The following is an 18,469-nucleotide window of genomic DNA, read 5'->3' as shown; positions in this document are numbered from 1 at the left end:
GTCGCGGGAAAGTGCCGTTCCTGCGTCAAGGGGTCAGGCCCGGGCCGCCAGCAGGTGGCCCGTGGCGGATCGGCGCAGCTTGCCCGACGGCGTCTTCGGCAGCGTGCCCGGGCGGAGCACGACGACGTCGGCCGGCCGCACCCCGCAGGCCGCGACCACGCGCGACGTGACGTCCTTGCGGATCACGGCCTCGGCCTCCTCGTCACCGGCCCGCCGCGACTCGACGGCGACCAGGAACGACTCCCGGTGCCGGCCGGCACCCGCCTCCAACCGGACGGCGACGACGTTGCCCGCGCGCACGTCCGGGGCGTCGGCGGCGGCGCGCTCGATGTCGGTCGGGTAGATGTTGCGGCCGCCCATGATGATCACGTCCTTGCGCCGGCCGCACACGACGACCTCGACCCCGGCGAGGTAGCCCTCGTCACCGGTGTCGAGCCAGCCATCGGCGTCCTGGGCGGGGCGCGGGCCGTCGACGGTGAGGTAGCCGGGCGTCACCGACTCGCCGCGCAGCTGCAGGATGCCGACCTCCCGCTCGCCGAGGACCCGGCCGTCGTCGCCGACGACCCGCACCTCGATTCCCGGCAGCGGCGGGCCCAGCCGCGGGAAGCGCCTGCTCGGCCCGTAGATCGCGGGCTGCGCGACCCGGTGGAGCTCCAGCTGCTCGGCGTCGACGTGGTCGACGACCATTCCGGTGTCGCACGGCGCGAACGACACCCCGAGGGCGGTCTCGGCCATCCCGTACGCGCACACGACGGAGTCCTCGCGCAGGCCGAACCGCTTGCCGGCGGCGGTGAGCGCGTCGACGGCGTCGGGGTCGATCGGCTCGGCGCCGTTGAGCGCGAAGCGCATCGACGACAGGTCGAGCGAGCCGTCCTCGGCACGCGCGAGCTGGCGCGCGAGCACCGAGTAGGCGAAGTTGGGCGCCGCGGTGACACTGCCCCGGTACTTCGAGATCAGCTCCGCCCACAGCAGCGGGCGCGACAGGAAGTCCGCAGGGGTGACCGTCACCAGCTCGATGCCGGCGACCATCGGGATCGTCAGGAACCCGACCATCCCCATGTCGTGGAACAGCGGCAGCCACGACACCATCACGTCGCGCCCGGCGTCGAGCTGGGCGGCCGCGATCATCCCGCGGATGTTGGCGTACAGGTTGGCGTGGGTGATCCGCACGGCCTTGGGCTCGGCCGTCGACCCGCTCGTGAGCTGCAGCAACGCGGTGTCGCCCTCGTCGGCGACGGCCTCGTCGGCGACGATCGGCGCCGCGTCGGACGCGTCGACGTCCGACAGCAGCCGGTGGGCGATGCCGCGCTCGGCCAGCACCGGGGCCAGCGCGTCGAACGGCGCACCGAGTACGACGAGCTTCGCGTCGATCATCCCGAGCACCGCCACGGTGTCGGCGGCCCACACGGCCAGGTCGGTGCGCGCGGTGGGTTGGTGCAGCATGGTGACGCTGCCGCCGAGGAGCCAGACGGCCTGCGCCGTCGGGGCGATGACGGCGGGCTCGGCCGCCAGGACGGCGACGGCCGAGCCGCGCGCGAGGCCCGGCACCGACCCGTCGCCCGCCGCGAGCGCCCCGGCGAGCGCGCGGGCCTTGGTGTGCACCTCGCTCCACGGCGTCCGGACGGGAGCCGACGGCTCGCCGGTGACCATTCCCTTGGCGGACCGCGCCGCGCTGTCCAGCAACATCGTCAGGAACCGCGACATGCTCAGGAGCCTACGACCTGCGCGTAGCATCCGGCTCCGTGGCCGATCAGCACGCGAACGACCCGCTCGCCGCCGCCGTCGAGGCCGAGCTCCCCGGCGCCCGCACCGACCTGGAACGGCTCGTGCGGATCCCCAGCATCTGGGCCGATCCCACGCACGCCGACGACACCCGGCGCAGCGCGGACGCCGTCGCCTCGCTGGCGCGCGAGGCCGGTGCGGCGGACGTCCAGATCCTGCAGGCGCAGGGTGGGGCGCCCGCCGTCGTCGCCCGCTTCCCCGGTCCGGCCGGGACGCCGACCGTCCTGCTCTACGCCCACCACGACGTGCAGCCCACCGGCGGCGACGAGCACTGGACCAGCCCACCCTTCGAGCCGACCGAGCGCGCCGGGCGCCTCTACGGTCGCGGCGCCGCCGACGACAAGGCCGGCGTCATGACGCACCTGGCGACACTGCGCGCCTTCGGCGGGAAGCCGCCCGTGGGGGTGACGCTGTTCGTCGAGGGCGAGGAGGAGTCCGGCTCCCCGACGCTCACCGCGCTGCTGTCCGAGCACCGCGACCTGCTGGCCGCCGACGTCATCGTCATCGCCGACTCGGCCAACCCCGCGACCGACGTCCCCGCCCTCACGACAACCTTGCGCGGCCTGGTCGACGTGGTCGTCGAGGTGTCGATGCTGGAACGGCCGGTGCACTCCGGGGTGTACGGCGGCCCGGTCGGCGACGCGCTGACCGCGCTGTGCCGGGCGCTCGCGTCGCTGCACGACGACAAGGGCCACGTCGCCGTGCCCGGGCTGATGGGCACCGAGTCCGACGTGCCCGACATGGACGAGGAGACCTTCCGGTCCGACGTCGGCCTGCTCGACGGCGTCGAGCTGCTGGGCTCGGGGTCGATCCCGGACCGGGCGTGGCTCAAGCCGGCCGTCGCCGTGCTGGGGATCGACGCGCCGCGCGTCGCCGAGGCGTCGAACGTGCTGCTGCCGCGGGCGCGGGCGATGGTCAGCCTGCGGCTGGCCCCCGGCGACGACGCCGCGACCGCGCAGCAGGCCCTGGCCGAGCACCTGCGGGCGCACGTCCCGTGGGGTGCGCACGTCACCGTCGAGCCGGGCACCGGCGTGGCGGAGCCGTTCGCGTTGGACGCCACCGGTTCGGCCTACGACGCCGCCCGGTCCGCGTTCTCGCGCGCCTACGGCAACTCGGTCGTGGAGACCGGCATCGGCGGCTCGATCCCGTTCATCGCGGAGTTCGCCCGGACGTTCCCCGGCGCCGCGGTGCTGGTGACCGGCGTGGGCGACCCGGCGAGCCGCTGGCACGGCATCGACGAGAGCCTCGACCTCGCGATGTTCGGCCGCGGGGTGCTCGCGGAGGCGTACTTCCTGCAGACGCTGGCCGAGTGACCCTGTGCGCGGCGATGGTCGCTATGGCGACCATTGCCGCGCACGACCCATATCGCCCGGCCACGAGGGGGATTCCCTGCGGCCGCCCGCCGCGGCACGGCAGACTGATCGCGTGCGGATCGGGGTGCTCGGGAGCGTCGCGGCGTGGCCGTCGGCGAACGGGTCCGGCACGCCCGCCGATGCCGACGCGGCTCCACCCGGGTTGCGGTTGCGCGGGCTGCTCGCCCGGCTCGCCCTCGACGCCGGCCGGCCCGTCACCACGGAGACGCTCGTCGACGACCTCTGGGGCGACGAGCCGCCCGACGCCGTCGGCAACGCCCTGCAGTCGCTCGTGTCGCGGCTGCGCCGGGCGCTCGGGTCCGCGCTGGTCACGACCGTCCCGGGCGGCTACCTGCTCGACGTGGCGCCCGCCGACGTCGACGCCGGGCGGTTCGGCACGCTGCTCGCCGCCGCCAGGACCGCGCCCGACCCGGCGCGCGCCGTCGTCGCGCTCGACGACGCGCTCGCCCTGTGGCGGGGGCCCGCACTGGCCGACGTCCGCAGGCTCCCGTTCGCCGACGTCGTCGCGGGCCGGCTCGAGGAGCAGCGGGCGACGGCCGTCGAGGCCCGCGCCGCGCTGGGCGTGCGCACGGGCGACCCGGCCGCCGGACTGGCGGCGGTCGGCGACCTGCTGGCCGCGCAACCGTTGCGGGAGAGCGCGGCCGTCGTACTGGCCCGCGGGCTGCACGCCACCGGCCGGCAGGCCGACGCGCTGGCCGTGCTCGACCGCACCCGCGAGCGCCTCGCCGACGAGCTCGGCGTCGATCCCGGCCCGGAGCTCGTCCGCGCCCGGCTCGACGTGCTGCGCGGCGCCCCCGCTGCGGCACCTGCGGTTGCCGCGGCGAGCCCGGAACCACAGCGCTCCCCGGACCTGCAGGAACTGCAGCGCTCCCCCGAACTGCGCCGCAACGGATCCGTGGCACTCACCAGCTTCGTCGGGCGCGCCGCCGACGTCGCCAGGGTCCGCAGCCTGCTCGGCACGGCCCGGCTCGTCACGCTGCTCGGCCCCGGCGGGTCGGGCAAGACCCGCCTGGCCCGCGAGATCGTCGGTTGGCCGGGCGGCGGGCGTCCGGGGAAGGGCGCAGACGAGACGCCCCTCGCCGAGCTGGCGCCGCTGACCGGGCCCGAGCAGCTCGTCGGGACGGTGCTGGCGGCCGTCGGCGAACCGGAGCTGGTGGTGCGCAACCCCGAGGAAGGCCCGCCCGACACCACCGCCAGGCTGTTGACCGCGCTGGGCGACCGCGACATGGTCCTCGTCCTGGACAACTGCGAGCACCTCGTCGACGACGTCGCCCTGCTCGCCCAGCGCATGCTGGAGGCGGCGCCCCGGCTGCGGATCCTGGCGACGAGCCGGGAGCCGCTGGCCGTTCCTGGCGAGGTGCTGCACCCCGTCGAGCCGCTCGACACCGCCGCGGCCCTGCGGCTGTTCGCCGACCGCGCCGCCGCCGTCGACCCCGGCTTCCGCCTCGATGCGGCCACCGAGCCCGTCGTCGCCGAGATCTGCACCCGGCTCGACGGCCAGCCGCTGCCGCTGGAGCTGGCCGCGGCGCGGCTGCGGACGTTGTCGCTCACCGAGATCGCCGCCCGGCTCGACGACCGCTTCCGGCTCCTCACCTCCGGCGCGCGCACCGCGCTGCCGCGCCACCAGACGCTGCGCGCCGTCGTCGACTGGAGCTGGGACCTGCTCGGCGAGCCTGAACGGATCCTGTTGCGCCGCATGGGTGTCTTCGCGGGCGGCGCGACGGCGGCGACGATCGAGCGGGTGTGCACCGGCCGCGGTGGCCCGGACCCGGCCGACGCGTTCGACCTGCTGGCAGCGCTCGTCGACAAGTCCCTCGTGGTCGCCGTCCCGTCCGGCGGCGCGGAGCCGACGCGCTACCGGCTGCTGGAGACGATCCGCGACTACGCGAGCGAGCGGCTCGCCGAGGCGGGCGAGACCGACGACGTCGTCGCGGCACACGCGGCGTGGGTCACCGCGCTGGCCGAGGCCGCCGAGCCGCACCTGCGCGGGGCCGACCAGCTGCGCTGGCTCGCCTCGCTGCGCGCCGAGAGCGGCAACATCGCCGCCGCCCTGCGCCGGGCCGTCGACCGGCGCGACGGTCCGACCGCGCACCGCATCGTCGCGGCCATGGGCTGGTCGTGGTTCATCCGCGGCCGCTACGAGGAGTCGATCGGCTGGGTCGAGGCCGTCGCCGAGCTGCCGTCGCCCGTCGACCTGCCGGCGATCGGTGCCCGCAACGTCGCGTACCGGGTGCTCACCTGCATCGCCCGCGGCGACGTCGAGGCCGCGACGGCGCTCATCGACGACGCCATCGCCGCCGCTGCTGCCGCGCCCGAACCGCGCCATCCCACACTGCAGCTCGTCGCGCCGATCGGCCGGGCGTTCACCGGCGACACGACGCTGCTCGACGAGGTCGCCCGGTCCTCGACGGACACGTGGGTGCGCGCGTTCGCCACCCAGGTCCTCGCGCAGCTCGCGGAGAACGACGGGCACATCGAGCGCCAGCGCGCCCTCGTCCGGGTCGCCCACGAGCTGTTCACCGCGACGGGCGACCGCTTCGGGCTGGGCATGACCCTCGGGACGCTCGGCGAGCTCGAGGAGCTCGCCGGTGACCACGACGCGGCGGCCGCCGCCTACGACGAGGCCGTCGCGCTGGCCACCGAGCTCGGCAACGACGACGACCTGCCCCAGTTCATGCTGCAGCAGGCCCGGCTCGCGGTCCGTCGGGGCGACCTGGACCGGGCCCGCGAGCTCTGCGAGTCCGCGGCCGACCTCGCGTCCGGGCCGTTCGGGATGCAGACGATCGTGCGGGGCACCCTCGCCGACGTCGAGCGCCGGGCGGGCAACCTCCCGGCGGCGCGGCGACATCTGGCCGCGGCCGAGCGGGACGTCGGGACCGGCCTCGCGCGCGAGCAGCGACTGGCGCTGACCGAGCTGGTGCGTCACCAGCTCGAGACGGCGAGCGGCGAGCTCGACGCGGCGACCGCGACCCTGTTGCGTGCGGTCGACGCCGCGGCCGACAGCCACGACGGACCGGTCGCGGCGATGGTCGCGGAGTGCGCTGCGGCGTTCGTCCTCGCCGGGGGCGACGCGGCGGGCGCCGGGTTCCTGCTCGGGGTCGCACTGACCCAGCGCGGCACGCTCGACCAGGGCAACCCCGACGTCGTCGCCGTGGTGGACGGGGTCCGCGACGCCCTCGGCCCCGCCGCGGCCGACGAGGCGCTGCGGCGGGGTCGGGACCTCCCCCGTCCCGAGGGCCTCACGGCCGTCCGGGACCACGTCCGGGCTCAGGCCCGCTTGCGGTAGAGCGTCACCGCGATCGGCGCGAACACCGCGACGATGACGGCGGCGGCGATCAGCGACGTCGTCGCCGGCCCGGCGACCGGCCCACCGGTGAGCAGCCCGCGGACCGCGTCGGCGACCTTGGAGACCGGGTTGACGTCGACGAACGCCTGCAGCCACCCCGGCATCGAGCTCGACGGGACGAACACGTTGCTGCCGAAGGTGAGCGGCAGCATGATCATCGCGCCGATGCCCTGCACCGAACGCGGCTGGCGGACGAGCATCGCGAGCGCGGTGAACACCCAGCACAGCGCGAAGGCGAACACCATGACCAGACCCATCGCGGCGAGCACGGCCAGCGGACCGGTGTGCATCCGGAAGCCGAGGATCACACCGAGGACCAGCATGATCACGCCGGACGTCAGGTAGCGCACGAGGTCGGCCATGATCGCGCCGACGAGCGGTGCCGAGCGCGAGATCGGGAGGCTTCTGAACCGGTCGAAGATGCCGGTGTGCAGGTCCTCCGCCAGCCCGACGCCGGTGCCGGCAGATGCGAGCACCACGGTCTGCACGAGCACGCCCGGCAGCGCGAACTGCAGGTACTCGGTGGTGTTGCCGGCGATCGCGCCGCCGAAGACGTAGACGAACAGCAGCAGGAAGATCACCGGCTGCAGCGTCACGTCGATGAGCGCCTCGGGAGAATGGATCGTCTTGATCACGCCCCGCCAGGCCAAGGTGAGGCCGTGCCGGATCGTGGAGGGCCCGCGCCTGCCGCGTTCGATGTCCGACGGGGGCAGCGGCGGGCGGACGTCGGTGCGGTGTGCGACGGCGGTCGTGCCGGCTGCCGCCTCCGCGGAGACGAGTGCGTCGGCGGTCGTCATGCCGCCACCTCCTGGTCGGTAGGGCCGGCCTGCTTCTCGGCGTCCTCCGTCGAGCGGCCGGTGAGGGTCATGAAGACGTCGTCGAGGCTCGGCAGGCGCAGGCCGAGCTCGGCGATCGCGAGGCTGGCCTCGTCGAACCGCCCGCCCGCGACGTGCAGCAGGCCGGGTTCACGGGCGGCGACGGTGAGCTCCCCGGAGGCGTCGACGACCGGGGTCTCCCCGGCCAGTCCGGCGAGGATCGCCGAAGCGGCCGGGATGTCGGTGCGGTGCAACGGGCGCACGTGCAGGCGCTGGCCGCCGACCTCGGCCTTGAGCGACGCCGGGGTGCCCGACGCGATGACCCGTCCGGTGTCGATGACGACGAGGTCGTCGGCGAGCTGGTCGGCCTCCTCCAGGTACTGCGTCGTGAGCAGGACGGTGACGCCGTCGGCGGCGAGTGCGCGGACCTGGTCGAGCACCTCGTTGCGGTGCCGTGGGTCCAGGCCCGTCGTGGGCTCGTCGAGGAACAGGACGTCGGGCCGCCCGATCAGGCTGGCCGCGAGGTCGAGCCGGCGGCGCATGCCACCGGAGTAGGTGCGGACGCGCCGGGTGGCGGCGTCGGTCAGGCCGAACCGTTCGATGAGCTCCGCGGCCCGGGTGCGGGCGGCACGGCGGGGCATGTCGAGCAGCCGGGCGATGAGGATCAGGTTGTCGGTGCCGGAGAGCGCCTCGTCGACGGCGGCGTACTGGCCGGTGAGCCCGATGCGGGCCCGGACGGCCGCGGGTGCGGCGACGACGTCGTGGCCGAGGACCGTGGCGCGGCCGGCGTCGGGACGCAGCAGGGTGGCCAGCACGCGGACGGTCGTGGTCTTGCCCGAGCCGTTGGGACCGAGCAGGCCCAGCACCGTGCCGCGCCGGGCGGTCAGGTCGACCCCGGCGAGGGCCTTCGTGGCGCCGAAGGACTTCTCGAGTCCCTCGACGTGGATGACGGTGTCCATGACGATGACTCTGACCCGCACCACTGACGCCGCGCTGATATGCGGCTGACACCACGTCGACCGATCCGCGACGTCACTATGACGTCATGTCAGCGCGGCGCCCGCAACCCGTCCACGACGACAGCGATCAGCCGGTCACGCGCGTCGTCCGCTGTCTCGACCAGTGCCGCCATCAAGCCTTTGAGCAGGGCGAAGAGGTCGTCGACGCGGATCCCGTCGCGGACCGCGCCCGCCTGTTGCGCTCGTGTCAGCAGGACCTCGAGCGCGGCCCGCAGGTCCGTGCGCAACGACGTCGCGACAGCCGGTGGCGCCACCAGCGCATCCGAGAGGTCACGCTTGACGCCGGCCTCGTCGGCGAGCAGCGCGAGGAAGCCGAAGAACGCCTCGCCCGGGTCGGCCGCGTGGGCCCCCGCTCGGGCCGCGGTGATCAGGTCCTGCATCCGCGCGGCGACGACGGCCTCGAAGAGGGCCTCCTTCGTCGGGAAGTGGCGGTAGACCGTACCGGGCCCGACCCCCGCCCGGCCGGCGATCTCGTCCAGCGGGACGCCCATGCCGTGCTCGGCGAACGCCTCCTGCGCGGCGCGCAGGACCTTCTCACGGTTGCGCCGGGCGTCGGCACGCAGGGGCCGGTCCGGGACCTCAGCCATCGTTGCCAACCGGGGCGTGCGTTCCGTATCGTTCAATCGGAGTCATCGTTCCGGATTCTATCCCTGGAGGCACCGTGTCCCGAAGCCCGCGTGAGGTCGTCGAGGAGGTTCGGCGGATGGTCGCCGGCGAGAACGTCGTGTTCGCCGACCTCTTCGCTCCCGACGGCGTGCTCACCTATCCGTTCGCCCCGCCAGGAATGCCCCGCGAGCTGCGCGGACGCGACGCCATCCGCGCCTACCACGGGGACCACGCCGACCGGCGCGACATGTTCGCGATGGACGGCGTCGACATGGTCGTGCGCACCACCGACGACCCCGAGGTCGTCGTCGTGGAGATCGAGCACCACGGGACCGCCCGGGCGACCGCCGCGCCCTACCGGTTCCGCGCGCTGGGCGTCGTCCGGGTCCGCGACGGCGAGATCGTGCAGTACGACGACTACATGGATCCCCTCGCCCTCGCGACCCTGCTCGGGCGGACGCCGGACCTGGTGGCGGCCCTGCAGTCGTGAGTGGCAGGGTCGGCCCGTCGCCGACGGCCACGGGCCGGCCCTCCCCCCAGACGGCCGGCCCGTCGTGCGGCCCGGCACTCGGGCCGCGGCCGCACACAGGACACGTTAGGGGTGGGGCGGCGGCGTCGAGTCGATCGATCGGTGGATCCACGCTCCACCGCCCGTCGTCCGGCGTCAGCCCGCCCCCGGCCCGTCGGGGTGGGCGAGGTCGTAGGCACGGGACAGCTTCTGCGGGACGACCATCCGCCACGCGTCGACGACCAGCTCCCGTGCCTCGGCCGCGTCCAGCACGGCGAGATCCGCCTCGACCCAGTTGAAGCGCATGTCCGACGCCGACGGCAGCCGGAAGCGGCGCGGGTCGCTCGCGACCAGCCCCGCCCGCTCCTCCCGGGGGGACGCGAACCCCATCCCGCTCCCGTCGAGGGAGAACGCCACGTAGACGAGCTGTCCCACGCGGAACTTCAACCTGCCGCGCACGTACACCTCGTACGAGCGCGCCAGGCCCGCCCCCAGCGGCCGGACGTCCTCGACCACGGCCATACCCGCCTCCTGCGTCGTCCCCGGCGTCGTCCCCGGGCGTCGTCCCCGGCGTCGTCCCCGGCGTCGTCCCCGAGGAGAAGGACCCCGCCGGCGCCCCGAACTCATCGGCGCGACGGGTGCTCAGGACTCCGCGAGCTCCGCGGCGGCGAGCCAGTCGATCTCGACGGCCTCACGCTCGGCGGTCACGGCCTTGAGCTGGGCCCCCAGCTCCATGAGCTTCGCCGGGTCGGTGGCCGCGGCGGCGAGGGCGTCGTGGAGCTCGGACTCCCTGGCCGCCAACGACTCCATCTTCCGTTCCAGGCGCGCCGCGTCCTTGCGGGCGGCACGCTGCTCGGCGGCCGACACCGCGGGCGCCGCCTTCGCGGCGGGGCCGGACGTCGTGATCGTCGCGACCGCGTCGCCGGCCGCGGCCCGCCGCTGCAGGTACTCGTCGATGCCGCCCGGCAGGTGGGTGATGCGCCCGTCGCCGAACAGGGCCACGACCGTGTCGCAGACCCGCTCCACCAGGTACCGGTCGTGGCTGACGACGACGAGCGTGCCGGGCCAGCCGTCGAGCAGGTCCTCGAGGTTGGACAGGGTGTCGACGTCGAGGTCGTTGGTGGGCTCGTCGAGCAGCAGGACGTTGGGCTCCGCCATGAGCAGCCGGGTCAGCTGCAGGCGCCGCCGCTCGCCGCCCGAGAGCTGCCCGACCGGCGTCCACTGCCGCGCCGCCGGGAAGCCCAGCCGCTCCAGCACCGACGACGCCGACAGCTCCAGCTTGCCCAACCGGACGAACTTCGCGACGTCCTCGGTCGCCTCCAGCACCCGCATCTCGCGCGGCAGGTCGACGAGCTCCTGGGTCAGCTCGGCGAGCTGGACCGTCGTGCCCTGGACGCGGCGCCCGGCGTCGAGCGGCCGCTCGCCGGTGAGCGAGCGCAGCAGCGTCGTCTTCCCCGAACCGTTGACGCCGACGATGCCGATCCGGTCGCCGGGGCCGAGCCGCCAGGTGACGCCGTCGAGCAGCGTGCGGTCGCCGATCCGGACGGTCGCGTCCTCGAGCTCGAGGACGGTGCGGCCCAGCCGGTTCGTCGCGAACCCGAGCAGCTCGACGGTGTTGCGCGGCGCCGGGACGTCGGCGATGAGTGCCTCGGCGGCCTCGATCCGGAACCGGGGTTTCGACGTGCGCGCCGGGGCCCCGCGCCGCAGCCAGGCCAGCTCCTTGCGCGCCATGTTCTGCCGACGGGCCTCGGCCGCGTCGGCCTGCCGGTACCGCTCGGCCCGGGCGTAGACCCAGTCGGCGTAGCCGCCGAGGTAGCTCTCCACGCGTCCGCCCGCGACCTCCCACGTCCGGGTGCAGACCGCGTCGAGGAACCAGCGGTCGTGCGTGACGACGACGAGCCCGCAGTTGCGCCCCAGCAGGTGCCGGGCGAGCCAGCCGACGCCCTCGACGTCGAGGTGGTTGGTCGGCTCGTCGAGGACGACGAGGTCGGGCTCGCCGATCAGGGTCGCCGCGAGCCCGACGCGGCGCTTCTCGCCGCCGGAGAGCCCGTCGACGGTGCGGTCCAGGTCGGTGACACCGAGTCCGGTGAGGACGTCGCGCACCCGGGGGTCGGACGCCCACTCGTGCTCGGCGCCGTAGTCGGCGAGCACGACGTCACGGATCCGCGCGCCCGCCGGGAGCGGGTCCCCCTGCGCGAGGTGGGACAGCTTCAGGCCACCGAGCCGGCTGATCCGCCCGCCCTGCGGCTCGCGGCGGCCCGCGATGATGTCGAGCAGCGTCGTCTTGCCGCCGCCGTTGAGGCCGACGACTCCGATCCGCTCGCCGCGTTCCACGCCCAGCGACACGGCGTCGAGCAGGACGCGCGAGGCGTCGCCCGGGACGTGCGCGGTGACGGACTCGAGGTTGACCAGGTTCTGCCGAACCGGGGGCATCAGGCACGCACTTTCGGCCAGGAGCCGGTCGGGGGGCCCGACGGCGGCTCGTTCTCGTCGACGACCCGCGCGCCGGGCACCGGGCCGTGCGCGACGCGGACCGTGCGGCACACGCCCGCGCCCGCCAGCTCGGCGGCGACCTCGACGGCGGAGTCGGCGCTGTCGCACAGGAACGCGCAGCTGGGGCCGGACCCGCTGACCAGCCCCGCGAGCGCGCCCGCCGAGACCCCCGCGCGCAGGGTCCGGCGCAGGTCGGGTGCCAGGCTGACGGCCGCCGCCTGCAGGTCGTTGCCCAGGGAGAGGGCGAGCTGTCGCGGGTCGCCGCCCGCGAGCGCCTCCAGCACCGGCTCGACGGCGCGCACCGGCGTCGGGTCCGACGACGCGGCCCGCAGCCGGTCGAGCTCACCGAAGACGGTCGGTGTCGACAGCCCCTGCCGGTGCAGCGCGATCACCCAGTGCTGCGGGTGTCGCGCGAGCACGGGCACGATCCGCTCCCCCCGCCCGGTGCCCAGCGCGGTGCCGCCGTGCAGCGCGAACGTCACGTCGCTGCCCAGGTCTGCGGCCAGGACGGCCAGCTCGTCGCGGGTGAGGTCGAGCTTCCAGAGCGCCGCGAGCGCGACGAGCGTGCCCGCCGCGTCGGCGCTGCCGCCCGCCATGCCGCCCGCGACCGGGATGCCCTTGCGCAGCACCACCCGGACGTCGGTGTCGTGCTCGACGTGGCGGCCCAGCAGCTCGACGGCCCGCCACGCGAGGTTGGTGCCGTCGGCCGGGACCTCGGCCGCCGAGTCCCCGAGGACCTCGATCCCCGGCGACTCCGAGGCGGTGACCGTGACCTCGTCGAACAGGCTCACCGCGTGGAAGACGGTGACCAGCTCGTGGAAACCGTCGTCACGCACGTCGCCGACGGCGAGATGCAGGTTGATCTTCCCCGGCACACGCACGGTGACCGGGGAGGGGACGGCGGCGAGCACCCGACAACACTACGTGCCCCGGCGCGCGCCCGTCCGTGGACCGGCCGCGCGCCGGGGCGTCCGTCCGCTCCTCAGGCCGCCGCCGGGGCCGGCTGTGCGGCGGCCGCGGCACGCCGGGCCGCGAGGTGGCGGGGCACGGCGAAGGCCGCGGTCGCGACGAACCCGACGAGCAGCACCGCTGCCGGCAGGTACATCGCCTGCCCCATCGCCGACGCGAACCCGGCGTGCAGGAACGGCGGGAGGGTGGCCACATCCGCGCCGCCGCCGCCCGCGGCACCCGCGGCAGGCAGGTTCGCCGCGATCCGGGAGGCCATCAGCGTCGCGATCGCCGCCGAGCCGAGAACGGCCCCGACCTGCCGCGTCGTGTTGTAGATGCCCGCGCCGCTCCCGGCGCTCGACATCGGCAGGTTGCGCGTCGCCGTCGTCGCGATCGGCGCCCAGACGAAGCCGTTGGCCACGCCGAGCAGCGCGATCGGCAGCAGCAGCTCCCACACCGCCAGGCCGGGCCGCAGGATCGCGCCGATCCAGAACAGGGCGGCCGAGAAGCAGAGCATCCCGAAGCCCGCGATCCAGCGCGGGTGCACGGTGTCGGTGATCCGCCCGACCCACGGCGCGAGGCCGCCGGAGAGCACGGCCATCGGCACGAACAGCAGCGCCGAACGCGTCGGCGACAGGCCCATGACGCCCTGCGCGTAGAACATCAGCGGGAACGCCATCGCGGTGATCGCGAACCCGACCGTGGTGATCGCGACGTTGGCCAGGCTGAAGTTCCGGTCGCGGAACAGGGCCAGGTTGACGAGCGGCTCGCCGCGGTTGCGCGCCTGCCACCACAGGAACACGCCCATGACGACGACACCCGCGCCGATCAGCGACCACACCGAGATCGGCCCGGCGATCGTGCCCCAGTCGTAGGTCTGGCCCTCCTGGATGCCGAAGACCAGCAGGAACATGCCGACCGCGCTGAGCGCGACGCCGAGCAGGTCGAACCTGTGGACGTGGGTCTCCAGCGCGGGCACCAGCCGCACCGCCAGCACGAACGCGACCACCCCTACCGGGACGTTGATGAAGAAGATCCACTCCCAGCCGAGCCCGTCGACTAGCACGCCGCCGAGAATCGGGCCGACCAGCGTCGCGACGCCTGCGACCGCTCCCCACAGGCTCATCGCGCGGCCCCGCGACTCGGCCGGGAACGTCCGGGTGATGACGGCCATGGTCTGCGGGGTCATCAGCGAGGCGCCGAGACCCTGCACCACCCGCGCCGCGACGAGCCCGCCGATCGAGTGCGTGAGCCCGCACCACAACGAGGCGAGGGTGAAGATCGTCAGCCCGACCAGGTACACCCGGCCGGGGCCGAACCGGTCGCCCAGCCGCCCGGTGATCAGCAGCGGGACCGCGTACGCGAGCAGGTACGCGCTGGTCACCCAGACGACCGCGTCGACGCCCGCGCCCAGGCTCTCCTGGATCGCCGGCGTCGCCACCGACACGATCGTCGAGTCCACCAGGATCATGAAGAACCCGACGACCATCGCCCAGAGGGCCGGCCACGGGCTCGCGGGGAGGTCCGTCCTCCCGGTCACAGCCTGTCCTCCGACGGCCATGTCAGCTCCTTCGTCTCGAGCCGCTCGACCAGCCGGGTCAACCAGCCGATCTCGGCCCGTGCCATCGCGATGAGGTAGTGGTTGTCCAGCAGGTGGGCCTCCTGCACGCGGGTCATCGCCTCCGCGAGCAGGGGTTCGCTCTCGTCGACGTCGGCCTGCAGCGCGTCGATCCGCGCGCGCAGCAGGGCGATCGCCTCGGCGCGGGGCAGGTTGTGCGCCTCCCCCAGCGCGAGCGGGAACCGCGGGTACTCCTTGACCGGGACGCCGAGGTTCTCGGTGATCCAGGCCCGGAGGGCGTCGCGGCCGGCCGGTGTCACCCGGTAGGTCGTGCGCTCGGGACGCCCGCCCTCCCGGTCGGTTCCGACGGCCTCGACCAGCGACGCGTCGGCCAGCCTGGCGACGGTGTGGTAGAGCGAGCCGGGCCGGACCTTCACGACCCGTCCCTCGTGCCGTTCCATCATCAGCCGGTACATCTCGTAGGGGTGCATCGGCTTCTCGCAGAGCAGGGCGAGCACGGACGTCCCCAGCGCCGTCATCGACACGGTCCCCCGACTCCCTTCCCGATCACCCCACGTGGACTATTCCGCGTGGAATATAAGCGCATCCGCCCTCCCTGTCACCCGACCGTGGCACGCGACACCGACAGTTCACGGTCCCCGGGCCGATCCCCCGGGCCGATCCCCCGGGCCGATCCGCTGCTCCTGCCTGACGACGAACGCCCTGCTGCGGAATCGACCGGCCCGGCGCGAGGCACGCGACATACCTCCGGTCGCAACCCCACAGTCGTCCGTGGGCGTCGGCAGCACTGAGGTTGCGCGCGGCCGGGGGCGCGCAACCCCACCACCGTCGCCCGGGACGCGCAGGCAGTCCGGCCGGCGCGAGACGACCGACCGCCCGGGCGGCTCAGGCGGGGCGGGCGGCGGCGATGCGGGCGAAGTCGGTGATGCCGAGGCGTTCGGCCCGGGTCAGGGGGTCGATCCCCGCCGTGGTGAGCGCCTGTTCCGCAGCGGGCGGCGAACCCGCCCACCCGGCCAGCGCGGAGCGCAGGGCCTTGCGACGCTGGGCGAACGCGGCGTCGACGACGGCGAAGACGTCGGCCCGCGGGACGTCGGACGGTGCGGGACGGCAGGTGAACGCGAGCAGGCCGGAGTCGACGTTGGGCACCGGCCAGAACACCGCCCGCGGCACCGGGCCCGCGCGGCGGGCGTCGGCGAACCACGCCAGCTTGGCGCTGGGCACCCCGTAGGTCTTCGAGCCCGGGGGCGCGGCGAGCCGGTCGGCCACCTCGGCCTGCACCATCACCAGCCCGCGCCGGATACCCGGCAGCTCGGCCAGCAGGTGCAGCAGGACCGGGACGCCGACGTTGTAGGGCAGGTTGGCGACGATCGCGGTCGGGACAGGGCCGGCGAGCTCGGCTGCGCGCACGCGCACGGCGTCGGCGGTCGTGACCGTCAACCGGTCGGCGAGGCCGGGCGCGAACTCCGCGACGGTGGCGGGCAGCTGCGCCGCGAGCACGGGGTCGATCTCGACGGCGTGCACGGCCGCGACCGCCGGCAGCAGCGCCAACGTCAACGACCCGAGGCCGGGCCCCACCTCGACGACGACGTCGTCGGAGCCGAGCTCGGCGGCCTTCACGATGCGGCGCACCGTGTTCGGGTCGTGCACGAAGTTCTGCCCGAGCTTCTTCGTCGGGCGGATGCCGAGGCGCTCGGCAAGGCCGCGGACCTCGGCAGGACCGAGCAGCCGTGCGTCGTTCACCCTCGGATCATGCCCGGCCGCATCGGCCGGGCCGTCACCGCAGTCCCAGCTTGCGCGAGCAGGCGGGCCAGGCGCTGTACCCGCCGCGGGCGTCGCGGACCTTGGTCGCGACGGCGATCTGCTGCTCGCGGGTGGCCTGGTGGGGCAGCGGCGCGTACTGCGTCCCGCCGTAGGCGCGCCAGGTCTGGGCGTCGAACTGCAGGCCGCCGTAGTAGCCGTTGCCGGTGTTGATGGCCCAGTTGCCGCCGGCCTCGCACTTGGCCAGCGCGTCCCACGCCCCGCCGCCGGAGACGGCGGGGGCGGCCGGAGCCGTGTTGCCGGTGCCGACCTTGACGATCTTCGGCTTGGGCGGCACGGTCGAGCCGGCGCTGACCTGCTCGCGACGGATCTCCTTGCCGTTCTGGCTGTAGACCCGCACGACCGACGACTGCTCGCCGGCCTTGCCGGGGTCGACGACCTGCTGCGTACCGCGCGGCATCGACGGGTCCTCGATCGTCTGCACGGGCGGCGGGATCGACCGCGTGACGACGATGTCGCCCACGGTGTTGCGCACGACGCCGATGGTCATGCCGTCGGTCAGCGGGGCGTCGATGCCGGGGGTGGCGGCGTCGTCGGCGCCGAGGGTGATGCCGCGCTCGGCGAGCAGCCCCCCGACGGTGCCGGCCATCGTCGTGACCTGGACGGGCGCGCCGGAGCCGTCGGTGATCGTCACGGTCCGCTCGACGTTGAGCACCAGCTGCATGCCGCTCAGCGGGATCTCCGTGCCCGGGGCGACGGACATCTGGATCGGCTTCGCATCCAGGCCCAGGCCCGCGAGCGCCTCGGAGACCATGTCCGAGGTCGTCCACACCTCGCGACGCTGGCCGCCCTCGATGAGGGTCAACGGGCGGCCGCGGTCGACGGTGATCGTGTCGCCGCTCGCGATCGGTGCGTCCGGGGCGGCGGAGACCTTGTCCTGCGGCCCGGTCTGCACGCCCGCCGCGGCCAGCGCGCCCTCGACGTCGCCCGCGAACGTGTGGACGACGCGTTCCTTGCCGTCGACGGTCACCGTGACGGTCTTGTCCATCGCGAGGGCGGTGCCGCTGCCGGCGGTGAGCGTGACGAGCGCGGCCAGTGCCGTGGCCCGGACGACGGTGCGCGAGCGGCCGCCGGTGTCCTCGGCGGTCTCGGCGGGAGCCGCCTCGGTGCGGGTGGGGGGCGCCGGACGCCCTGCGGTGCGCGGGCGGGCGGGCCGGGTGAGGCGCTCGACGTCGGCCGGGTCGGTGAGGCCGGCGGGGAGGTCGCGACGCGTCCGGGCCGGGACGTCGACCGCCGTGTCCGCCGCACCGGCGTCGGCGGGAGCGGCCCCGAGAGGATCGACACCGAGAGGAGCGACACCGAGAGGAGCGGCCCCGACGGCGGTGTCCTGCTCCTCGTCCAGCTCGGCAGGATGCCCTACGAGACCCTCGACGGTCGACGGGTCGACGGGACGCGTCCGCGGCGCCCCGGCGAACGGGTCGAGGGTGACCGTGCCGGGCTCCGCCCACGACGACGGGCCGGAGCGCGCGTCGACCCGGCGGAAGCGGTCCGTGCTGGGGTGGTCGGTGCTGGGGTGGTCGGTGCTGGGGTGGTCGTCGACGGGGCGCGAGGGCGCGGGGACCGCGAACCAGTCGGTCGCGTACGCGGGGTGCGCCGACGGGTCGATCGCCTCGTGCGTCGGCGGGTCGAGGTGCACCCGGCGCTCGACGGGCGGCGCCTCGTCGAGCCGCGCGACCGGGAACCAGCCGGTCACGGGTTCGTCGGGGTCGTACCCGCCGACGGGGCCGTCCGGCTCGTCCCGGGGGTCGACGGCCAGGTACGGCTGCTGCCGGTACGCACCGCCGGGGAGCGGAGGGTCGAGGGGGTCCGCCGCGCCGCGAGGGTCGTCGTCCCACGAGTGGTCCTCGTCCCAGGCGCCGAGGTCGTCGACCTCGTCGTCGAGGTAGCCCAGGTGCGGGGCCGCGCGCCGGGGCTCGGCGAACCAGCCACCGGTCGCAGGGGCCCCGGTGGCGCCGAGCCGCGCGAGCAGCGCGTCGGCGCGGGCGCGCGGATCGAAGTCCTCGTCGCGAGGGCCATCGGGACCGGGGAAGAAGCCTGCGGCACCGTCCTCGGGCGCGTACCCCAGGTGGGGGCGCCGCGGCAGGCGAGAGGAGACGTCGACCACTGCCATCCAGACCTCGACGGACCGGGCAGGGGCTGCTGCGGTCACGGTGGCCCGAGGGCGAGTCGGTCAGGGGAGCGC

14 protein-coding genes are annotated in these 18,469 nt (G+C 74.9%); 3 read left to right on the top strand and 11 right to left on the bottom strand.

The features are described from left to right. Window positions 1-33 precede the first annotated feature (33 nt). On the bottom strand, window positions 34-1,704 hold the full coding sequence (locus tag PSED_RS04350) for a fatty acyl-AMP ligase (RefSeq protein ID WP_013673044.1): 1,671 nt from the start codon (window positions 1,702-1,704) through the stop codon (window positions 34-36). A 38-nt stretch (window positions 1,705-1,742) separates the two neighbouring features. On the opposite strand from PSED_RS04350, the gene PSED_RS04345 reads away from it, so the two are divergent. Together PSED_RS04345 and PSED_RS04340 are read left to right on the top strand one after the other, a co-directional pair. Beyond that, window positions 1,743-3,095, top strand: a complete 1,353-nt coding sequence (locus tag PSED_RS04345) for a dipeptidase (protein WP_013673043.1) — start codon at window positions 1,743-1,745, stop codon at window positions 3,093-3,095. A gap of 112 nt (window positions 3,096-3,207) precedes the next feature. After that, window positions 3,208-6,441 (top strand): AfsR/SARP family transcriptional regulator, encoded by a 3,234-nt coding sequence (locus PSED_RS04340; RefSeq protein WP_041759268.1) that lies wholly within the window; start codon window positions 3,208-3,210, stop codon window positions 6,439-6,441. Here the strand turns inward: PSED_RS04340 and PSED_RS04335 are convergent. The 3 genes from PSED_RS04335 to PSED_RS04325 all read right to left on the bottom strand — a co-directional run bounded on the left by PSED_RS04335 (window position 6,423) and on the right by PSED_RS04325 (window position 8,922). Next, window positions 6,423-7,298, bottom strand: a complete 876-nt coding sequence (locus tag PSED_RS04335) for an ABC transporter permease (protein WP_013673041.1) — start codon at window positions 7,296-7,298, stop codon at window positions 6,423-6,425. The two genes, PSED_RS04340 and PSED_RS04335, sit on opposite strands and share 19 nt — an antisense overlap. After that, window positions 7,295-8,275 (bottom strand): daunorubicin resistance protein DrrA family ABC transporter ATP-binding protein, encoded by a 981-nt coding sequence (locus PSED_RS04330; protein ID WP_013673040.1) that lies wholly within the window; start codon window positions 8,273-8,275, stop codon window positions 7,295-7,297. The genes PSED_RS04335 and PSED_RS04330 overlap by 4 nt, the downstream gene beginning before the upstream one ends. 89 nt (window positions 8,276-8,364) lie before the next feature. Next, window positions 8,365-8,922 (bottom strand): TetR/AcrR family transcriptional regulator, encoded by a 558-nt coding sequence (locus tag PSED_RS04325; protein WP_013673039.1) that lies wholly within the window; start codon window positions 8,920-8,922, stop codon window positions 8,365-8,367. 74 nt (window positions 8,923-8,996) lie between these two features. Between PSED_RS04325 and PSED_RS04320 the strand changes: the two genes are divergently transcribed. Further along, window positions 8,997-9,431 carry a nuclear transport factor 2 family protein gene (locus tag PSED_RS04320; protein WP_013673038.1) on the top strand — a complete coding sequence of 145 codons (435 nt, stop codon included), beginning with the start codon at window positions 8,997-8,999 and terminating at the stop codon, window positions 9,429-9,431. Window positions 9,432-9,605: 174 nt separating this feature from the next. On the opposite strand, the gene PSED_RS04315 is transcribed toward PSED_RS04320, so the two are convergent. From PSED_RS04315 to PSED_RS35460, 7 genes are all read right to left on the bottom strand, one after another. Then, entirely contained in the window at window positions 9,606-9,971 is a 366-nt protein-coding gene (locus tag PSED_RS04315) for an MmcQ/YjbR family DNA-binding protein (protein WP_013673037.1), read from the bottom strand. Window positions 9,972-10,091: 120 nt separating this feature from the next. Then, window positions 10,092-11,882 (bottom strand): ABC-F family ATP-binding cassette domain-containing protein, encoded by a 1,791-nt coding sequence (locus PSED_RS04310; protein WP_013673036.1) that lies wholly within the window; start codon window positions 11,880-11,882, stop codon window positions 10,092-10,094. Then, complete coding sequence (locus tag PSED_RS04305) at window positions 11,882-12,853, bottom strand: 4-(cytidine 5'-diphospho)-2-C-methyl-D-erythritol kinase (RefSeq protein WP_013673035.1); 972 nt, start codon at window positions 12,851-12,853, stop codon at window positions 11,882-11,884. The genes PSED_RS04310 and PSED_RS04305 overlap by 1 nt, the downstream gene beginning before the upstream one ends. A gap of 71 nt (window positions 12,854-12,924) precedes the next feature. Beyond that, window positions 12,925-14,430 carry a DHA2 family efflux MFS transporter permease subunit gene (locus tag PSED_RS04300; protein ID WP_041759266.1) on the bottom strand — a complete coding sequence of 502 codons (1,506 nt, stop codon included), beginning with the start codon at window positions 14,428-14,430 and terminating at the stop codon, window positions 12,925-12,927. Then, entirely contained in the window at window positions 14,427-14,987 is a 561-nt protein-coding gene (locus PSED_RS04295) for a PadR family transcriptional regulator (RefSeq protein WP_013673033.1), read from the bottom strand. The genes PSED_RS04300 and PSED_RS04295 overlap by 4 nt, the downstream gene beginning before the upstream one ends. Before the next feature lie 367 nt (window positions 14,988-15,354). Further along, window positions 15,355-16,209: a 16S rRNA (adenine(1518)-N(6)/adenine(1519)-N(6))-dimethyltransferase RsmA gene (gene rsmA, locus PSED_RS04290; protein WP_013673032.1), complete on the bottom strand. Its 855-nt coding sequence runs from the start codon at window positions 16,207-16,209 to the stop codon at window positions 15,355-15,357. Window positions 16,210-16,243: 34 nt separating this feature from the next. Then, entirely contained in the window at window positions 16,244-18,397 is a 2,154-nt protein-coding gene (locus PSED_RS35460) for a resuscitation-promoting factor (protein WP_013673031.1), read from the bottom strand. Window positions 18,398-18,469: the final 72 nt, after the last annotated feature.

Source organism: Pseudonocardia benzenivorans CB1190, assembly GCF_000196675.2.
Taxonomy (GTDB): Bacteria; Actinomycetota; Actinomycetes; order Mycobacteriales; family Pseudonocardiaceae; genus Pseudonocardia; species Pseudonocardia benzenivorans.
Note: the sequence above shows the minus strand (reverse complement) of the source record. Positions and strands in the feature narration are given on the sequence as shown.